At 37.2% G+C, this 18,899-nt stretch carries 19 protein-coding genes; 9 read left to right on the forward strand and 10 right to left on the reverse strand.

From position 1 onward, the window contains the following. From AC22ZQ_RS04490 to paaA, 5 genes are all read right to left on the reverse strand, one after another. On the reverse strand, window positions 1–391 hold a 391-nt coding region (locus AC22ZQ_RS04490; protein ID WP_318957504.1), incomplete at its 3' end, for a hypothetical protein. A gap of 194 nt (window positions 392–585) precedes the next feature. Beyond that, entirely contained in the window at window positions 586–1,074 is a 489-nt protein-coding gene (gene paaD, locus AC22ZQ_RS04495) for a 1,2-phenylacetyl-CoA epoxidase subunit PaaD (RefSeq protein ID WP_318957505.1), read from the reverse strand. Between the two features lie 10 nt (window positions 1,075–1,084). Then, on the reverse strand, window positions 1,085–1,843 hold the full coding sequence (gene paaC, locus AC22ZQ_RS04500) for a 1,2-phenylacetyl-CoA epoxidase subunit PaaC (RefSeq protein WP_318957507.1): 759 nt from the start codon (window positions 1,841–1,843) through the stop codon (window positions 1,085–1,087). A gap of 12 nt (window positions 1,844–1,855) precedes the next feature. Then, a complete protein-coding gene (paaB, locus tag AC22ZQ_RS04505) occupies window positions 1,856–2,143 on the reverse strand; it encodes a 1,2-phenylacetyl-CoA epoxidase subunit PaaB (RefSeq protein ID WP_318957508.1) in 288 nt (95 codons plus the stop codon). A gap of 10 nt (window positions 2,144–2,153) precedes the next feature. Beyond that, complete coding sequence (paaA, locus tag AC22ZQ_RS04510) at window positions 2,154–3,101, reverse strand: 1,2-phenylacetyl-CoA epoxidase subunit PaaA (protein ID WP_318957510.1); 948 nt, start codon at window positions 3,099–3,101, stop codon at window positions 2,154–2,156. A gap of 652 nt (window positions 3,102–3,753) precedes the next feature. On the opposite strand from paaA, the gene paaE reads away from it, so the two are divergent. Genes paaE through AC22ZQ_RS04525 form a run of 3 tightly spaced genes read left to right on the forward strand, consistent with a single transcriptional unit; the run spans window position 3,754 to window position 6,594 of the window. Further along, window positions 3,754–4,830, forward strand: a complete 1,077-nt coding sequence (gene paaE, locus AC22ZQ_RS04515; protein ID WP_318957511.1) for a 1,2-phenylacetyl-CoA epoxidase subunit PaaE — start codon at window positions 3,754–3,756, stop codon at window positions 4,828–4,830. 17 nt (window positions 4,831–4,847) lie between these two features. Further along, a complete protein-coding gene (locus AC22ZQ_RS04520; RefSeq protein WP_318957512.1) occupies window positions 4,848–5,921 on the forward strand; it encodes a 2Fe-2S iron-sulfur cluster-binding protein in 1,074 nt (357 codons plus the stop codon). Beyond that, a complete protein-coding gene (locus tag AC22ZQ_RS04525) occupies window positions 5,914–6,594 on the forward strand; it encodes an SDR family NAD(P)-dependent oxidoreductase (RefSeq protein WP_318957513.1) in 681 nt (226 codons plus the stop codon). Before AC22ZQ_RS04520 ends, AC22ZQ_RS04525 begins: the two co-directional genes overlap by 8 nt. 68 nt (window positions 6,595–6,662) lie before the next feature. On the opposite strand, the gene AC22ZQ_RS04530 is transcribed toward AC22ZQ_RS04525, so the two are convergent. Further along, a complete protein-coding gene (locus AC22ZQ_RS04530) occupies window positions 6,663–7,667 on the reverse strand; it encodes a toxin-antitoxin system YwqK family antitoxin (protein WP_318957514.1) in 1,005 nt (334 codons plus the stop codon). A gap of 136 nt (window positions 7,668–7,803) precedes the next feature. On the opposite strand from AC22ZQ_RS04530, the gene AC22ZQ_RS04535 reads away from it, so the two are divergent. From AC22ZQ_RS04535 to AC22ZQ_RS04550, 4 genes are all read left to right on the forward strand, one after another. After that, entirely contained in the window at window positions 7,804–8,850 is a 1,047-nt protein-coding gene (locus AC22ZQ_RS04535; RefSeq protein WP_318957516.1) for an AI-2E family transporter, read from the forward strand. A 189-nt stretch (window positions 8,851–9,039) separates the two neighbouring features. Then, window positions 9,040–9,714 carry a hypothetical protein gene (locus AC22ZQ_RS04540; protein WP_318957518.1) on the forward strand — a complete coding sequence of 225 codons (675 nt, stop codon included), beginning with the start codon at window positions 9,040–9,042 and terminating at the stop codon, window positions 9,712–9,714. Window positions 9,715–9,735: 21 nt separating this feature from the next. Further along, window positions 9,736–11,394, forward strand: coding sequence for a hypothetical protein (locus AC22ZQ_RS04545; RefSeq protein WP_318957519.1), 1,659 nt, complete (start codon window positions 9,736–9,738; stop codon window positions 11,392–11,394). 76 nt (window positions 11,395–11,470) lie between these two features. Then, window positions 11,471–11,950 carry a hypothetical protein gene (locus AC22ZQ_RS04550; protein ID WP_318957521.1) on the forward strand — a complete coding sequence of 160 codons (480 nt, stop codon included), beginning with the start codon at window positions 11,471–11,473 and terminating at the stop codon, window positions 11,948–11,950. Window positions 11,951–12,100: 150 nt separating this feature from the next. On the opposite strand, the gene AC22ZQ_RS04555 is transcribed toward AC22ZQ_RS04550, so the two are convergent. Both AC22ZQ_RS04555 and AC22ZQ_RS04560 read right to left on the reverse strand, forming a co-directional pair. Further along, window positions 12,101–12,892, reverse strand: a complete 792-nt coding sequence (locus AC22ZQ_RS04555) for a hypothetical protein (RefSeq protein WP_318957522.1) — start codon at window positions 12,890–12,892, stop codon at window positions 12,101–12,103. A gap of 12 nt (window positions 12,893–12,904) precedes the next feature. Next, window positions 12,905–14,254, reverse strand: coding sequence for an APC family permease (locus tag AC22ZQ_RS04560; protein WP_318957524.1), 1,350 nt, complete (start codon window positions 14,252–14,254; stop codon window positions 12,905–12,907). A 214-nt stretch (window positions 14,255–14,468) separates the two neighbouring features. Between AC22ZQ_RS04560 and AC22ZQ_RS04565 the strand changes: the two genes are divergently transcribed. Both AC22ZQ_RS04565 and AC22ZQ_RS04570 read left to right on the forward strand, forming a co-directional pair. Next, entirely contained in the window at window positions 14,469–15,476 is a 1,008-nt protein-coding gene (locus AC22ZQ_RS04565; RefSeq protein ID WP_318957526.1) for an amidohydrolase family protein, read from the forward strand. A 160-nt stretch (window positions 15,477–15,636) separates the two neighbouring features. Further along, window positions 15,637–16,269, forward strand: a complete 633-nt coding sequence (locus AC22ZQ_RS04570; protein ID WP_318957528.1) for a MarC family NAAT transporter — start codon at window positions 15,637–15,639, stop codon at window positions 16,267–16,269. Window positions 16,270–16,369: 100 nt separating this feature from the next. Here AC22ZQ_RS04570 and AC22ZQ_RS04575 read toward each other — a convergent pair whose 3' ends face one another. Both AC22ZQ_RS04575 and AC22ZQ_RS04580 read right to left on the reverse strand, forming a co-directional pair. Next, window positions 16,370–18,445: a LamG-like jellyroll fold domain-containing protein gene (locus AC22ZQ_RS04575; RefSeq protein ID WP_318957529.1), complete on the reverse strand. Its 2,076-nt coding sequence runs from the start codon at window positions 18,443–18,445 to the stop codon at window positions 16,370–16,372. 148 nt (window positions 18,446–18,593) lie between these two features. Then, window positions 18,594–18,899: POT-type proton-dependent oligopeptide transporter (locus AC22ZQ_RS04580; protein WP_486756236.1), on the reverse strand; the 306-nt coding region annotated here is incomplete at its 5' end.

The following is an 18,899-nucleotide window of genomic DNA, read 5'->3' on the forward strand; positions in this document are numbered from 1 at the left end:
CTAAAATAAGATCGGCGCCTACAACTTGTATAGCGCCTCCATTTCCTGCAACACCGTTAGTAAGTGTTAAATTGTTTAAAGTAAGTGTACCTGAGGTAACGTCGAAAATTCTATCTAATCCATCACCATCTATCGTTGTGGTACCAAAGATATTTCCATTGATGGTTAAGTTTTTATCTACCGTAATTTGACCATTTGCTAAAAGAATATTAGAAACTGTTAAATCTACCGAAAGAGTTGCTCCCGGAGAGGCAGCAGCTATTTGACTCCTCAATGTTCCCGCAGAGCCATCGTCTGCGCCGCTGGTTATTATTTGTCCAAAAGCTACCACCGAACCAAGGGTCAGCGATACTGAAAGGACCATAAATCGAAGCATGTAAAATGTTTTCATAGGTTCTAAAGTTTAAGTTTTTAAAACCTACGATAGAAATCTAATTCTGGATTTTTCAACCTCCAAAAAAACTCAACTTTGATTTTTACAAGCGCCTCATTTAGGGCTGAATAAAAGAGCTTTAAGTGTTAATCATTAATATTAGGCACAAAAAAAAGAGCCTATTAAGCTCTTTCAAATTATTTTTCTAATGATTACTTCAAACATTTAAAATAGTCGAAGGGTTCCTGACAGTCTAAACACTGGTAATGCGCTTTACAAGCTGTGGATCCAAATTGGCTCACCATTTTTGTGTTTTTAGAATCACATCTTGGACAAGGTACAACTACAGGATCTGAAAAGAGAACTGATTTATCTACCTCATCTTGTGGTGGAGCAATTCCATATTCTTTCAACTTACGTCTTCCATTTTCTGTCAACCAATCCGTAGTCCATGCCGGAGAAAGCACTGTTTCAACGGTAACGTTTTCTATTCCTTCATTTTTAAAGGTCTCACGTATATCTTCTTCGATAACTTGCATGGCCGGACAGCCTGAGTACGTAGGTGTAATGGTTACGGTAACTTCCTCCCCTTTTACCTCTACATTTCTAACCACGCCTAGATCGACGATAGTTAAAACAGGGACTTCTGGATCACTTACGTGCTCCAGAAGATCCCATATATATTCTTTTGTAATTGTCATACTGCAAATATTACCACTCCATTCCTGGATAAGCTCTTTGCATGTATTGCATTTCTGCCAAGAGATATCCAAGGTGCTCAGAGTGCAATCCTTTTCTTCCTCCGTCTAATTGCCATTTTGTTTCTGGCAAAGTTAATGTTGCTTCTTCAATCACACGTTTTACTAAGTCTTCCCAATCTGCTCTTAGATCTTCTAAACTTGTAATGATTCCTGCTTCAATTAACGTTTGGTTTACTTCATCCTCAAAGAAAATTTCTTGAGAGAATCTCCATAAATCATTCAATGAAGCTTGTACTCTTTCGTGCGACTCTTCTGTTCCATCTCCTAAACGAATTACCCATTCCGCACTGTGCTTCACGTGGTATTTTACTTCTTTCAAAGATTTCTCAGCAATGGCAGCTAATTGTTCATCAGAACTTTTTGTTAATGCTGCGTACATGAATTGCTGGTAAGCCGAGAATAAGAATTGACGAACAATTGTTGCTCCGAAATCACCGTTAGGCTGCTCACACAACAATAAATTCGTATAATCTCTTTCGTATCTCAAGTAAGCCAAATCATCTGCTGATCTATCTTTACCTTCAACTTTTCCAGCGTATTCTAATAATGTTGTAGCCTGCCCAACTAAATCTAATGCGATATTTGTTAAGGCTATGTCTTCCTCTAAAATAGGACCGTGACCACACCACTCTGATAATCGTTGCGAAACAATTAATGCATCGTCTCCCAAACGAAGGGTATATTTAAATAATGCTTCTTCTTTTGTCATGCTAAAAATCGTTTACATGTGCTCAATACCATCTGGTACTTCGTAAAAAGTTGGGTGACGATAAACTTTGCTATCTGCAGGTTCAAATAAGCTATCTGCATCTGCAGGATCTGAAGCAAAGATGTTTTTAGATTCTACAACCCAAATGCTCACACCTTCTGATCTTCTTGTGTAAACGTCTCTTGCATTTTCTACAGCCATAGTTTCGTCAGCTGCACGTAAACTTCCCACGTGTTTGTGGCTTAACCCTTGTTTACTTCTTATAAAAACCTCGTATAAAGGCCATTCTTTCTTTGTCATGTAAATTCTTTTAAGATGCTTTACGTTGAGCTTTCTTTGCTGCGTATGCATTCGCCGCTTCTCTTACCCAACTTCCGTTTTCTTTTGCTTTTCTTCTCGCTTCAACACGTTCTTTGTTACAGATTCCGTTACCTGAAACAACCTGCCAGAACTCATCCCAGTTAATTTCACCGAAATCGTAAGAACCTTTTTCTTCGTTCCACTTTAAGTCTGGATCTGGAATTGTAAGTCCAACCAACTCTGCTTGAGGAACTGTTACGTCCACAAACATTTGTCTTAATTCATCGTTAGAATTACGCTTAATTTTCCATTTCATCGATTGCTCAGAGTGTTGCGAATCTGCATCACTTGGTCCAAACATCATCAAGGCTGGCCACCAGAATCTATTTAATGAATCTTGTGCCATTGCTTTTTGCTCTGGAGTACCTTGTGCTAATTTCGTTACAATCTCGAAACCTTGTCTTTGGTGGAAAGACTCTTCCTTACAAACCCTTACCATCGCTCTGGCGTATGGTCCGTAAGAACATCTACACAAAGGAACTTGGTTCATAATGGCTGCACCATCTACTAACCAACCAATTGTTCCCATATCTGCCCACGTTAACGTTGGGTAATTAAAGATACTTGAGTACTTCGCTTTTCCAGTATGTAAATCATCTATAGTCTCTTCTCTATCTGCTCCCAAAGTTTCGGCTGCAGAATAAAGGTAAAGTCCGTGACCTGCTTCGTCTTGCACTTTGGCCAACAAAACAGCTTTTCTTCTCAAGTTCGGTGCACGAGTAATCCAGTTACCTTCTGGCAACATACCTACGATTTCCGAGTGCGCGTGCTGAGATATTTGACGAATCAAGGTTTTTCTGTAGGCATCTGGCATCCAATCTTTTGGTTCGATTCTGATGTCAGCGTCTATCTTCTCTTGAAATCGCTTCTCTAATTCTTCTATGTTAATTTCTTTCATGCTTATTTCCTTTGATTCTCTCAAAAAACAAGTTTTGATCGAATGATTTTATCAAAATAGCGGTTCACAAAGATACAAAAATTATGGCGCTTTTTGCGGACCTAGGGCCTTGAAAGCACCCTTCCTTCACGAGCATAACAAAACTCATCCGTTTTTGTTTACTTCAATCCTAGAATTTCATACAACTTCTTTTGAAGGATACTTAAGCAACAAACCATCTGTAAAAGCGCTCAAAACCAAGTAGAATAGAAAAAATATTCTGAATTTCATTTCTTTTTTTTAGTTAGAAAATCTTGTATAGAGCTTGTATAAAAGGTGACAAATATCAAAGCATTCCCCCCCCTGTAAATTGACGATTATCAACAGGGAGAACAGCATCTAAATTTTGTACTCAATTTGCGATATATGAGTAAAGTTGATAATTCTCAAAAAGGGAGCAATGCTCTATGTGATAAATATCAATAAAACTGCTTCACCACATCGTAGAATCCACACTATCTTCTCCTTCGATAAGCTGAAAATCAAGACATCCCTTTCTTTTAAGCTAATAAAAACGTATTCATGATAATAGTCAAGGATGGGGATTGTATGCTCTATTACTAGGCAAAAGTCGTTAATCTGTTTATTTTTGTGCAGTTATTAAGCAAAACATATGACTCCAAAATTTCATACTTTAAAAATAAGCGAAGTTAGACGTGAGACGGAAGATGCTGTATCTGTGGCATTTGAAGTACCTAGCGAATTAAAAGAAGACTACAATTACAAAGCTGGTCAATACCTTACTTTGAGAACAACAATAGACGGTGAAGATTTGAGAAGATCTTACTCTATTTGTACGAGTCCTTTAGACGATGAATTAAGAGTTGCTATCAAGGAAGTTCCTGAGGGAAAATTCTCTGGTTTTGCCAACAAAGTTTTGAAGTCGGGAGACGAACTACAAGTAATGACGCCAACAGGGCACTTTAAATTAGAGCCTTCTGCAGATCACGAGAAATCTTACGCATTGTTTGCTGCAGGAAGTGGAATTACTCCAATTTTAGCCATTGCCAAAACAATATTAAAGGCAGAACCTAAAAGTGATGTTACTTTATTTTACGGTAACAAAGGTTTCCACAGTATCATTTTTAGAGAAGAATTAGAAGCTTTGAAAAACTTGTACATGAACAACTTTAGAATTGTACATGTTTTAAGTAGAGAGAGCTTAGGAAATAAATTACAAAAAGGAAGAATTGATCAAGACAAGTGTATTAACTTGTACAATGCTTTCTTAAAAGATACAGATTTAGACGAGGTGTTTATCTGTGGACCAGAGCAAATGATTTTAGGGGTGAAAGACGCCATGAAAGAATTGAATGTTCCTTCAGATAAAGTTCACTACGAATTATTTACAACGCCAGGAATGGCAATGAACCAGGCGCCAGTAAAAGCTACGGCAAACGAGCCAAATGTATCTTCTATGGTACACATCATTTTGGATGGAGACCAGATAGACATCCCTCTAGATTCTACGGGAGATAACATTTTGGATGCCGCACAAAAAGCAGGTGCAGATTTACCTTTTGCTTGTAAAGGAGGTGTATGTTGTACATGTAAGGCTAAAATTATCGAAGGTGAAGCTGTAATGGATGTTAACTACGCTTTAGAAAAAGACGAAGTTGATGCTGGTTATATCTTAACTTGTCAATCTCACCCAACGAGTGAAAAGTTGGTTGTATCTTTTGACGATTAATTAGGACGACAATTATTATGGGATTATTTAAAGGTCTTTTTAAAAAAGACATTAAACCAAAGAAAAGAGGATTTCTATACGCAGAAGTTATAGATGTTGTTAGAGAAACAAAGGATACCGTTAAGGTAGTTCTTAGTTTAGATGCTAAGGATAAATTTGTAGTTTATCCAGGACAGCACATCAATATAGCTGTTGAAATCGATGGTAAAGAGTACAGAAGATCTTACTCTATCTGTAGCGGAAGAGGTGAAGAGTTGGCCATTGGTGTGAAAGAAATTACGGATGGTATTGTTTCTAAATACATGAACAACGATGTAAAAGTTGGAGATCATATTTGGATTACAAAAGCTGAAGGAAGTTTTAGAATTGCTCAGGAAAACAAGAACATAGTTGCCTTTGCAGCTGGAAGTGGTATTACACCTATTTTATCTTTTGCCAAGCATATCGCAGGTGTAGACGGTAAAATGGAATTGTTATACGCCAACAAAACAGAGGCTGACATCATTTTCAAAAAGGACATTGACGCCTTGAGTAAAAATGTAAATGCACATTACTACCTTACCCAAGAGGAGAAAGAAGGATATGGAAAAGGACGAATTAATAAAGAAGCCGTAAGTGCTTTTGTTAAGGCGAACTTAGATGTGTTAAAAGCAGATGGTTTTTACTTCTGTGGTCCGGAGGAAATGATTGCAGATGCACTTGAAGCGTTGAAAGTTTTTGGTGTAAGCGAAGATAAATTGCATTACGAATTATTTACAACTCCTACGCTATTGAAATCGCATGAAACGGAAGTGCATGCCGATTATAAAGGAGAAAGTAAGGTTACTGTAATTTTAGATGACGAGGAAACTCGCTTTACAATGAAATCTGATGGAGACACTTTGTTGTCTGAATTAGAAAGTGAAGGAGTTGACGCTCCTTACTCATGTAGAGGTGGTGTTTGTAGTACGTGTAAAGCGAAAGTATTGAAAGGTTCGGCCCACATGGATATGAACTACACGTTAACAGACGAAGAAATTGCTGAAGGTTACATTTTAACCTGTCAATCTCACCCGAATTCTGAAGAATTAATAGTGACGTACGATGACTAAGAATATAGTAATTCTAGGTTGTAGCAGAGGTATAGGTTTTGAAGCGGTTAAATTCATTTCTGAACATACAGATCACAACGTAATTACCCTTTCTCGAAACGTAAGTTCTTTAGAGGGGATGAAAAACGTAGATGCTTTTAGTTTTGACTTAAACAGTGAAAACGTACGCGAAGAATTATCTGCGATTCTTAAAAATTACAAAAGCCTGGATATACTCATTAACAATGCTGGAACCTTAGTAAACAAGCCATTTTTGGAGTTATCTCAGGAAGAAATTGCTACGAGCTACCAAACCAACATTGTTGGGATAATGGCTGCTACACAAGCTTTTGTTGAGCACGTAGGAGAAGGAGCTGCACACATTTTAAATATTTCATCTGTAGGTGGTATTCAAGGAAGTGTGAAATTTGCAGGACTTTCTGCTTACTCTACCTCTAAAGCTGCTTTGGTGAGTTTTACCGAATTATTTGCTGAGGAGTTTAAGGAAACTGAAATAGACATGAACTGTTTATGTTTAGGTGCAGTACAAACAGAAATGTTAGCTCAAGCCTTTCCTGGATATGAAGCTCCAATTAGTGCAGCGAAAATGGCCAAGTATATCGTAGAGTTTTCTTTAACAGGAAACGAGTACTACAAAGGAAAAATATTACCTGTATCTATGTCAACACCTTGATAAAGTACAGAAAAATAATAATAAAAAAGCGGCACTTTTTGAGGTGCCGCTTTTTTTATAACTGATTTCTATTGCTCAATAGTTTTTATAACTTTTCCAGCCTTGTCTTTAACATACCATGGGTAAATTGCATTTCCTTGTTCGTCGTAATTTTTGTAATAAAAATGGGTAAAAGGATAGGAATGTTCTACCACCTCACCAGTTAATACAACTTCTTGCTCATCATCTCCTACCTTATGATACAGTAATTTCCCGTTATAGCTGTATTTCAAATATTCAATTTCTTCATTTGCAGCATACACAATTTTTACAAAAATTTGATTGTTCCCAATATAATAATGTAGGTATTCTCCTTCCTTTTTATCATTCACAAAATTGGTAACGTCAATCAAATCTCCATGTTCATTATAACTATAACTTACCCCGTCTCGTTTTCCATTTCGCATAGTATAATCATATTGAATTAGAAAACTGTCCTTATCGTAGTAATGATGGTATTGTATTACTTTCCCATGAAGTGTATCATTTACGTAGTTCCCAACAGATCTAAGCATCATGGTATCTCTTTCATTTTTGTACAAATAAAACCAACTTTTACCGTTTGCCTTACCATTTTTCATTTCATAACACCAATCAAAGCCACTGCTCTGGTTTAAATATTTTTGTATTGGTGATTCCGCATAAGTTTTGAATACACTTAAAGTATCCTCGCCTACATATTCATGGGTTACAACAGCCGTTCTAAGTCCATTATTAAAAAGCCTTACAGAGTCTACTTTTCCTTGAGAAAAATGTGCAAATACTGAATCTACACTCCAGGAAAACTTGGACAACCCAGGTAGTGTATGAGTAGGGGTTGTATAAAATTCATTGAAAAAACCAACTCTCTCCACATTAGAGTTTTTATATACATGTGTTACGTAGCCCGTAAACACTTTTTTTCCTTTTCGCCATAAATTCTTTTTTAGGTAAAGTTGATTCAAAGTAAGGGTATCAACATTTGAGGCATTTTCTTTAGCGTTTACAGAAAACATCCCTCCAAGCAGTAGTAACAGTAGTAGTGTATTTTTCACATAACAAAAATAATAAAACCAACTAAAAATCTAAATCATTAAACTTAAAGCAGCAGTACCCTTAGATTAACTTTCTATAAACCTTTCGGTGCTCTCCACAATTTATATACCTTTAAACCTAACAAAATCTACACACATGGTAAAGAAAAATTCGAAGTTAGATAGATCTGCAAAATCCTTATTCATCGGTTTGGTCATTTGTCTCTTGCTCATTTACGGTGGAGATATTGTAATGCCTATTTTACTTTCTGGATTTGTAGCAACCCTATTAACTCCTTTGGCCAACACCTTTGAAAAATGGCATTTCCCCAGAGCTCTATCTTCTTTGGTTGCTGTTTTACTCGCCTTTACATTTATGCTAAGTGTGGTCACCTTAATTAGTGTAAAAAGTACAGATATAATAACCGATTTAGATTTAGTAAAAAAGGTAAATCAATTGGAGTTTTTAAATTCTAAAGACAGTTTTGATGCTGAAATGGATTCTCGATTAGGAGATTACAAAAGCATGGTTTACAGCAGTGTTGAAGGATTAAAAAACATGCTTTTACAAGCCGGTGAACAAGCGGCAACCAGTTTAAAAGACGCATTTATCTTCTTAGTCACCTTCCCTGTTTACCTTTTCTTCATGTTAATGTACCGCAGAAATATTGGTGATTTTATTTTAGAATATCTGAAAGGAACCAACATTAGCAACCCTCAGGATTTAATCCTAGATATGCAAAAAGTACTGCAGCAATACCTGAAAGGTTTAGCATTACTTATACTCATCATTAGCAGTTTAACTGGAATAGGACTCTTTTTCTTAGACATAAAACACGCCTTCATTATTGGAATAATTAGTGGTATTTTAACCTTAATTCCTTTTGCTGGAGTAATCATCAGTGCATTAATTCCTATAATCATAGCTTTGGCTACCAAAGACAGCATGTGGTATGCCGTGGGTGTTATTGCAGTATACGCGGTAGTTCAATTTTTGGAAGGAAACGTTATCACCCCCAAAGTCGTAGGAAATAGTATCAATATCAATCCTTTGGTGGTCATCGTAGGCTTAGTGATTATGGGTGCCCTTACAGGAATTATCGGTATGATTTTAACACTTCCGATCTTGGCTATATTGAAAGTGATCACCAACCACTATAGCGAATTAAGACCTTGGAAAATACTCATGCAGGACAAGGAATAGACACGGGAGTAATCTTCAAACTAATTTCCTAGGGAGAATCACCCTAAATGCTGGGGCAAAAACTTCCGATTCTCCCCTAAATTCATGGATTTACTACTTTTTTCTTGCTCTATTTCATTAAACTAATTTTCTTTGCGTTCGCGAATGGGGAACTACCTCCATTCCTTTGTTTTACACTCAATATTACGTATGAAGAAAAGTTTACTGCTATTAACGAGTCTTCTTTGCTTGAGCTATACTGGTTCAGCACAAGAAGAAGCTACAAATAGCTATTCGCCACGACCTTCTGTTGGACTTCAAGTAGGAAGTTTGGGAGCTGGTTTACAATTCACCTACCCTATTTCAAAAAGAATAGAATTAAGAGCTTCTGGAACCTTTTTACCTGAACTAGGTATGAGCTTTACAGGTACCTCTGGAGGTGCAGATGTTAGTTCTGACTATCGCTTCTCAACTGGTAGCGCTTCTTTAATTGGAACTTATGCTCCTTTTGCCAAACGTCCTGGGTTAAAAATTGCTGCTGGTGCGGTATATACAATAACTAAAATTAGTGCTGTTAACGCGTACTACCTGCCAGATTATGATGAAGATTTAGGAATTTTAGGCATTGAAATTACACCAGGATTACCCGTAAACCCTTACCTAGGAATCGTTCTTGGGAATGCTGGTAAAGCAAAATGGGTAAGCTATGCTTTTGAATTCGGCGCGATGTATCACGGAAAACCATCTGTTACAATGACCGGAGAAGGAAGAATAGCACCTACTGCAAATCCAAGCAATACGGCTGTTATTGAAAACAACATTTCAAGTTTTCAATTCTACCCCTATGCGAACTTTCAAATCAACTTCTTTTTAAAGAAGCAATAATTCAATCTAAGGAAAAGAAAAATGAAAAAGAATATAATTAAAGGATTGGCTTTCCTTGCATTACCAGCTTTACTTTTTGGTGCTTGTAAAAAAGTTGATATTACGGATGGTGTTGTTGAGGTATTTAACGTATCGTCTTCAAAAGCAAGTGTATCTTTTCAATTTGTAGATGCCAATACAGGGCAACTCTTGGATATGAATGGTAATGAAGATATTCAAATTCGCATTGGGGGTGCAAATGCTCAAGATGTTTCAGATAATTTTGGTGCCCAAAAATATGGTGCTGATTTGGGGTTATTATCACTTTCGATTGCTGAAAGTTTAATACCTTCTGAAAATACGCCGGTTGAATTTACCGTACACGCTACTGCCAATGGATACTTTCCATCAAGTACTGATGTTACCTTGATAGAAGAAGGTCATACCCATATTTCTGTAAGCATGGTTAGTGTAAACAATGCACCGCAAGATATTAAAGTGGCTACAGATTTAATTGCCGGAGTAGGATCTACAGGTGAAATTTCTTCTGATTTCTCTTTAATGCCTGCAGTATCTAATTCTGGAACTACGGCGGAAGTGAATATCTCTACTGGAACTAAATTAATGGACAAAAACGGAAATGCAGTTTCAGGGAATATAGATGTTGAACTTGCTTATGTTGACCCAAATGGTGAAAATGCTAGTTTAGTTTTACCGGGTGACTTGAACAGAGCTCAAATGGACAATGGAGAGTTTATGACTTTTAACACATTAGGAGCCGTTGCCATGGACATGTACGCAGGTACAAAAGAAGTTACCAACTTTGACACTCCAATTCAGATGACCATTAGCATTCCTAATGGAGCAACAAAGTTTGATGGATCTGCTATTGCGGCAGGAGATGATTTTGGTGTTTACAGTTACGATGAAGAAAATTCTAACTGGAAATTGGAAAGTACTGAAACCGTGAGCATGAACACAACTTCTGGTTTATTAGAAGTTACTTTTGATATGGCGCACTTATCTGCTTGGCAAGTTGCTGAAGGAGAAAAAACATCTTCAGGCTATGATTACAATATGGTAACGTTTAATTCTAACTGTCAGGATTATTACTTAAACACATCAGAGATCATTTGGGAGTATGTTGAAGAATCTGGAAGTGTTAGTCACAGACAAACTGCGAGCTTCCAATTTGGTTCTCCTATGAAAATTGTAAGTGTAATTAGTGCAAAAGCGAATTATGCCAATAACGTAACCTACAAATGGTACAAAAAAGGTAATCCTTCTGACTTTATTACTGCACCTGCAACTTACCAGGCAAACCCAACAGTAAATTTACCAGATGCATGGTGTGTAGCTGAAAATACTCCCTTTAAGATTTTACTTTCTACAAGTTGTCCGGACAACCCAAATAGAATTTACAAACCAAATTGCTTCGTTTTTGCTTTTGAAGAAGGAAAGTTTAACGAGTTTGGAGAATGGAAAATATTAGGACAAATGAAAGGTGGTGAAATAGAAACCTCTACTGGAGTTCTAGAAAAAGGAAAAGAATACACCATTGGATGTATTTATCAAGATAAGTTAGTATTCTTAACAGGTACCTTAGACAACTTTGATTTAGGTAAAGTTTTAGTGGATGGAAATGATATTGACTTGAGTAGACCTTTGACGAATGCAGAATGTTCTTATTTGAAGGGCTAATCTATATAAGTTGAAAAAAGTTAAGGAGTGAAGTTTATTCACTCCTTTTTTTATTTTTGAAAGAAAGAATCACCTTATGAGAACATGGTTTCAGTACGAATATGGATTTGTGAATATTGACGACACCAATATTTATTTAACGAATACAGGGAACTGGTCAGACATCAGAGTTCTTAAAGAATTGAATTATACCACCTCAAAAGCTCAGAATAAATCTGTAAAGGTTGGACTCATCATAATTACCCTATTCTTTACTTTATTAATTCTTTTCAATGTTCTCAGTGCTAAGTTTAGCTTGGGGTTATTTGCTTTATCTGTTATAGCCGTAATTTCCACTTATCGTTACATGCGCACAGAAATAGGAGCTCAGTTTAAAATTCCAACAAATAAATTGTTAAAGGTTGAACGTGAGGATAAAGATGCTGTGCTTACCTTTTTAAATTATATGAACGAGCCAACTACCCACGTTCTAAAAAATGTAAAAGAAAACCATTACGCCCTACTTATAGATCTTTGTTCTGGAGATAAAAACACAGTTGAACTCTGCCACAGATAGGAGTGGCAGCTTTGCTTTGGGGATATTTAGCAGGCCTTAACTATTGCATACGACCCGCGGAAGTATGCAAAGGTTTTAGGAATGCTTAATAGACCATAAGTAAACTATAACGGATAGCTGGACCCCAAATCCTTTTTGGGGGGGGGCAGCCTACTTCTTATCTTCTTCTTGCTCGTAACCTGGTGTTACATATTTAAATCGTTTTGGATCAAAAATGAATCGCAAGTACAATTGATCTGTAGCTTCTCTTTCTGGAAGTAAGTTTGGATTCTTTAATAAGCTATCCTTATTGTATTTCAACTTTGCTTTGTACAACCAAATATCTTGTGCAATGGATGCGCTTCCTTTTTGATACGTTGTTATATAAGCAGCCTCGTCTTCCTTTCCCAACTCAGAGAATAAAGGAAAACTCAATACTTTCAATAACCGCTTATCGGCATAGGCATAAACCGATCTATACATACCATTAAGAACGCGGTAATCTATGATAATATCTTCTTTAGCAGGCGATAGAATTTTCTTAAAGGATACTTCAAGGTCTTGGGTTATGTTTGCACCAATTCCGGCTGTCGTTACAAATTCATCTCTGGCAGCATCATATAGAAAAAGGTAGTTTTCGGGACTATTATATCCCATGTCTTTAAAATTCTTCATACTCCCTACGCGCTCTACTTTATCGAAGGCGTATTTTTCTCTTTGAAGTATGAAAACCTTATCTTTCAAGGTATCGGCATTAACATGGGCATCGTAGGAGAAGAACTTGTATTCTTCTGCTGCATTGATTCCCAATTTGTTTTCCATAAAGCGCTTTGCTCTCTCCTCCACACTTAACTTCTCGCTAGGGGTGTCTGTTTGTTGAGGCTTTGTTTCCGTAGAAGCATCTGTTCCACACCCCAATAAGATTGCTGAAAAAACTAATCCGATAACTGTACTCTTTTTCATGCTACAAGTATACTATTTATTCGATATTTCAAGACGATTCTTACGTTTGAAAATTTCATAAACCAACAAGCCTACTCCCAATAAAATGCATCCATAAAGCGCAGGTTTATTTCCATCGGATAGGACCGCAACCAAAAAACCGATCACTACCAATGCAAAAATGGATGGTATTACCGGGCCTAGTGGAATTCTAAAACTATAGTCTGCTTTATCTTTTACCTTTCTAAAATAAAAGACTCCTATGCCTGAGAGGAGTAAAAAGATCCATTCTATAAAAGTGACATAATTAATAAGGTTCTCAAAACTCCCCCAAAACACCAATAATACAGCGCTCCAAAATGACTGAACGAGTATAGCATTTGCTGGGGTATCATATTTTTTATGTCGTTTAGCTGTCCACTTAAAAAACACTTGATCTTTGGACATGGCGTAGTAAATTCTCGGTGCAGACATGGTGAAAATAAAAGCCGATCCAAAGGTGGAAACCACAATAAGCAGACTCACCAAAGTTCCTCCTCTACTCACAATTTTATTCATAGCATCTACAGCAGGCTTTGTACTATTCATTAAACCTTCGACACCCAAAACATTGATGTAGGTATAATTGCATAACCAGTAACAAAGGGTCACAAAAGCCACTCCGATAAGCATAGCCATAGGTACCGATCGTTTAGGATTCTTGGCATCTGCCGCTAAAAAAGAAGCGTGTTGAAATCCTCCAAACGACCACATTACTGGAATCATAGACAAGGCCACACCTATCCATAAATCTCCATTAGACTTGCGCGGTAAAGCTTCGGGAATTAATTCACCATTTTCTTTGTTTATAAAAAAGAGTCCGGCAGCAATCAACACAAATATTCCAAGGATTTTAAGCACGGAGAGGATATTGATAAATATTTCGCCAAGCTTTATACCTCGTACATGAATCAAAGTATTAAAGGCTATCATCAACAAAGCTATAAGTAGAACCTCTTGCTGAGAAAAAGGAGATCCCAGTAGCGTATTAAAATAAGAGGAACTTGCAATTACAAGTGCTGCAATGGAACCTGAGGTAATAACACTAAGTACTATCCATCCGTAGAGGAAGGCCATGCGCTTACCGTAGGTTTCCTTCAAAAAAACATATATTCCTCCTGCTTTTGGGAAGAGTCCTACCAATTCGCTGTAGGTGAGCGCTCCACAAAAAGCAACTCCACCACCAATTAGCCAGGCCCACAGGATAAAACTCTCCTCCCCGATGTAGCGTGCCACACTTTGAGGAGATAGAAAGATTCCGGATCCTATACAAGCACCGACCACCACCATGGTAAGGCCGAAAACACTAATTTTTCTGGTTGAGTTTTCTTTCAATTTTGCCATCACTTTAAAATTAAACAAATCCTGTATCCACGGATGAATATTGTAAAAATATAGCTGTTAAGTTTTACACATATTTCAAGGATTTGGTAGCCCTTGGTTTACAAGATTCTACTAAAGCTTAACTACAGGTTTATCAAAAGTATTTGTACGCCGCCCGTTAAATTCTTATTTTCGCTGGGGCAAAAAAACACATTCTTAAACTAAATAGATACTTATGCTTAAAATAGATATGCACACGCACATCATTCCGAAACATTTACCGGATTGGACGAAGAAGTTCGGATATGGTGATTTCATTTACCTTGACCACAAGGAAGAAGGAGTTGCCGACATGATGCAAGGTGGGCAATATTTTAGAACCATTAAAGAAAATTGCTGGAACGAAGAGGTGAGAATTCAGGAGTACAAAATGTTTGACACGCAAGTGCAAGTTGTTTGTACAATTCCGGTGATGTTCTCTTATTGGGCAAAGCCAAAAGACTGTTTAGAACTTTCTGAGTTTTTAAATGACCACATTGCTAATTTGGTTGCTAAATATCCAAAGAACTATATAGGTTTAGGAACTGTTCCTATGCAAGACACGGAGTTGGCGATTCAGGAATTAGAGCGTATTAAGAAAATTGGATTGGTGGGAATACAAATAGGTTCTAACATCAACGATTTAAACTTAAACGAAGAACAGTTTTTCCCAATTTTTGAAGCTTGTGAGCGTTTAGGATTAGCAGTTATGGTGCACCCATGGCAAATGATGGGATTTGATAGCATGCGTAAGTACTGGTTACCTTGGTTGGTTGGAATGCCAGCTGAAACATCAAGAGCAGCGTGTTCTTTAATTTTTGGAGGTGTGTTAGAGAGATTACCTAATCTACGTGTTTGTTTATCTCATGCCGGTGGTGAATTCTTGTTTACTATGGGTAGAATTGAACACGGTTTTAACTGTCGACCAGATTTAGTTGCGATAGACAACAAAAAGAACCCAAGAGAATACATCGGTAAAATGTGGGTAGATTGTATCACGCACGATATTGATGCTTTGAAATACATCTTAAACATGCAAGGCAGTAAGCGTGTAAGTTTAGGTTCTGATTATCCTTTCCCATTAGGAGATCTTGAGATTGGAAAATTCATTACAGATAGTGATTTACCGCAAAATGTAATTGAAGATATTTTCTGCAACTCAACTTTAGAGTGGTTAGACTTGAAAAAAGAAATGTTTTTATAATTGAAAACAAAAAAGATAGTAAAGGTGGACAGTTTTGTTCACCTTTTTTTGTGCCCTTCCTTAAGATAAAGCTCATATAGCCTTGACTTAGTTTTAACCGTAGTATAACCTTTTGGCTACCTAATCTTCCTTAAAGGCAGCTTAGTTTTGCGGCAAAAAAATGGAACTTTTCTTAATCTCCCTTGGCGCTATGTTTTCCATTATGAATCCATTGAGCACCGTCCCCGTTTTTGTGAGCTTAACCGCCGATCATGAATTAAAAGAAAAAAACAGAGTTGCTGTTTGGACCTCCATTAACGTGCTTATCATTCTCCTACTCTCTTTTTTTGTAGGACAATACATACTTCAATTTTTCGGCATTAGCATTAACGCGTTAAAAATTGCTGGAGGATTAATTATCACCAGTTCTGGATTTGCCTTACTTACCGGTAAATTTAAAGAACACAAGGGGATGACTTCCTCGAAAGTTGATAAGGATATTCGATCTAGATCTGATATTGCTTTAACACCTTTGGCTATTCCCATGCTGGCAGGTCCTGGTACCATATCATTACTCATTACCTTAAATCAAGAGCATAAAGCAATGTTTGATGTTCTCATCTTAATGGGGGCCATGTTTGTGGCTTGTACTTTCATCTTTTTACTCCTTAAAAGTGCTCAGTACATCGTAAACCTTTTAGGTGCTTCGGGTATTAATGCACTCTCACGCATCATTGGTTTCATCGTTATTGCCATAGGAATAGAGTACATCATTTCTGCGGTAAGTAATTTGTTCCCAGCATGGGTGGGTTAATCCCAAATAAAGTGAGTCTTTCATTTAAAGCTATGAATAGCCTCAAAAAGAACGGAACATAAAAAAGGCCGACATCTAATTAAACGTCGGCCTTTCCATATTATCTTAAGACATTTATATGTCCGAGAATGTACTCGCTGTAAACTCTTTCGGTGGTATACTTAATTTTATATACATAAACACCATCAGGAACAAGTTGCCCGTTATAGGTTCCGTCCCAAACATCGGCTATATCCGTTGAAGAAAAAATCAGCGTTCCAGTACGGTTAAAAATGTTTAATTCGTACACCATGAACTTACAATCACCTTCCACTTTAAACCCGTCATTAGCGGCATCACCATCAGGAGTAAAACTATTAGGGATGTAGATGTTACAATCACAGTTTTCAAACAATATCAAAACACTATCTGCAGCAATTCCACATTCATTCTCCACAAGCACACCATATGTACCTGCCTGATCTACGGTAATATTACTTGCATTAGAACCTGTTGACCAGGTGTAGGTATCTATACTTGAAACACTCAAATTAGTAAGTGTAACTTGCTCACCTTCACAGGCAATTTGTGTACTCCCTAGGTTAATTTCTGGTTGGTCTATAATCTCCACTGTAATGGTATCCTGATTCACACAGTTTCCATCAGTAACCGTAACATTGTATTCACCCGAACTTGTAACAATAAAGCTATTGTTCGTACTTCCATCTTGCCATAAGTGGTTGTAATTATTCGAAAGTCCTGTAGATAAACCAAAGGTACCATTACCTCCACAAAGTGTCGTATCTACTCCTAAATCAAAGTCTAGATCTACAACTTGAACATTAATTGTATCAGAACCCGTACAACCTTGAACATCTACTTCAACCCAGTAAGTACCCGAAAGTGTTACATCATAAAAAGGAGTTGTAGTTGTTCCATCTTGCCACATATAAGTTGCTCCTGCAAAACTTTCTCCAATGGTTAAAGGTGAGGTACAAACAGAGGTATCGTTTCCTAAATCAAAAACAAAAGGAGCTTGATCTAAAATATACTCGGCCCTGTAGGTATCTCCTATTGAACTTTCGTTGGCAAATTGGAAGGCACAACTATTAGGCGCCCCTACTAAGGTAGTCCAAGGACCACTGGCATTGTCATTACGTTCGTTCAAAGCAAAACAAGAACTACATCCGTAATCTTGAATATTATAATTAATATCGTAGGTACCGTCTACACCTGTTAAGAAAACACCGTAGTAATTCCCTGCAGGATTATTAATATTTGTAAGGTTATTTGGCAACTGATTTACTCGATATATATGCACCCCAAGTGAACTCACAGAGTTAATATTTGAAACTTCAAAAACATCACCGGCAGACACCACATAATTTAAAGTAGTACCCGCTAAGCTGGCAGCATAAGCGAAGGTTGAACCATCTCCTAGTGGTGCTCCAGATAAAATTGATGGAGTTGCACCAAAACCAAGTAATGTACCATCATTCGTATTGGTACTTTCATCTGGTAATGTTGTTCCTGCAATGTTATCGAAATTGTAATACGCTTTCAATCCAGGTTCATTCCCCAACAACTTCTTACACAAATTCGTTCTAATTTCGTTTTCAGTTCTGGCATCATCCCAAAGTCTTACTTCGTCGATATCTCCATCGAAATATCTAACATTCATAATACCCCATTGACCAATTGTAGCATTATCTCCCGTGGCACCTGCTATGATTGCATCTGTAGTTGGGTCTGTATCCGCCTGCTCAATACCATTGATGTACATTTTCATTCCATCAACAGGATCTAAAATTGCAGCAACGTGTATCCATGTATTCGCTGGCCACGTGTTTAAATCTGAATAAATAACAAAGTTGTTTAACCCTACTCTTCTTGAAAAACTGATTTTACCTCCATTCCCAGGAGATATAGCATTGGTTTCAAATCCTAAATGAAATTGATCTGTACCTGTAAATGGGTTACTCCCACTTCTTCCAGCGATACAGTAACCATTTGCTAAAGTATTGTCAACGGCATTATCTAATTTAACCCATGCTTCAATCGTTCTTACCCCCGTTGCAACTTGATCTCCAAGTGAAACACCGGTAGCGGCACCATCAAAGTTTAAGGTATTCCCACTTCCTTGAGCAAAGGTTATGGACGCAATGATTAAGCTAAATATGAAAAATGTATATTTCAATGTAAAGTCTTTTTATAGGGGAACAAAACTACGAAATTTAATGGAAATCGGGTTATATCTTAGAGAGACCTCTGTCAATTTTTTGTTCATAAAAAAAGGATGCGTTGAAAAGCCAACGCATCCTTTAATATCCTAAACAACAGTGTAATTACTTCACACCGTGCATTAACTTTTTCAATAGTCTTCCTGATAAAATCACCAAGATACCTGCCACAATAGGAATGATAGTAAAGATTAAGAAGAACGTAGATAATGAGTACTCCTCCTTAATGTTTTCAATTTGACCACCCGCAACCGCTGCTAATTTGTTTCCTATAGCGATAGCCAAGTACCACATACCAAACATAAAGGCAATCATTCTTGCAGGAACTAATTTACTCACGTAAGACAATCCTACAGGAGATAAACAAAGTTCACCAAGGGTATGGAACAAGTAGGCGAAAATCAACCATAC

Source organism: Lishizhenia sp., assembly GCF_057456495.1.